Annotated in this window: 2 protein-coding genes; both read right to left on the bottom strand. The window is 45.2% G+C overall.

The features are described 5' to 3' along the window. Positions 1-452: 2-C-methyl-D-erythritol 4-phosphate cytidylyltransferase (locus R7040_RS27085; protein WP_318097687.1), on the bottom strand; the 452-nt coding region annotated here is incomplete at its 3' end. Position 453: 1 nt separating this feature from the next. After that, positions 454-663: septum formation initiator family protein (locus R7040_RS27090; protein ID WP_140381724.1), on the bottom strand; the 210-nt coding region annotated here is incomplete at its 5' end.

Consider the following 663-nt stretch of genomic DNA (forward strand, 5'->3'; position numbering starts at 1 on the left):
TTTTCTTTGTTCGCTCGTTTCATTGTATCTCTTACGGGCGAGGCAAGAATGCCACCAGTAGGATGAGCACAACAAACATCAATCAGACGATCAATATCGTTTAATGTTACGCAAGGTCTCGCGGCATCATGGACCAGAACCCATTCACACGGAAGCTGCGCACTTACATAGTTTAGCCCTGAAAGCACTGAATCGGCTCTTTCTTTACCACCAGCGACACGTATTACGTCTGGGTGCAGGGCAATCGATAGTTCAGGGTAGTATGGGTCACCTTCTGTAACCGCAACCACAACTTTCGCGATTTGAGGGTGAGCAAGCAGTTTCTCTACGGTATGTTCCAATACCGTTTTTCCATCGATTAACAAATACTGTTTAGGTCGATCTGCTTTCATTCGGCTACCAACACCAGCCGCAGGTACAATAGCGATATGAGATGAAACGTTCTCTGACATCTTACGGGTTTTCCTCACCAACTATGCGGTAGAAGGTCTCTCCTTCTTTCACCAAGCCAAGTTCATGACGAGCTCTTTCTTCAATCGCATCAAGTCCTTGCTTTAAGTCATCTATCTCAGCAAACATTTCATTATTGCGAGCTTGTAGCTTGCTGTTCACCTGCTGTTGAACTTCAATTTCATCTTTTACTGTGTAGTAGTCAGACACCCC

The organism is Vibrio sp. 1069 (assembly GCF_033340555.1).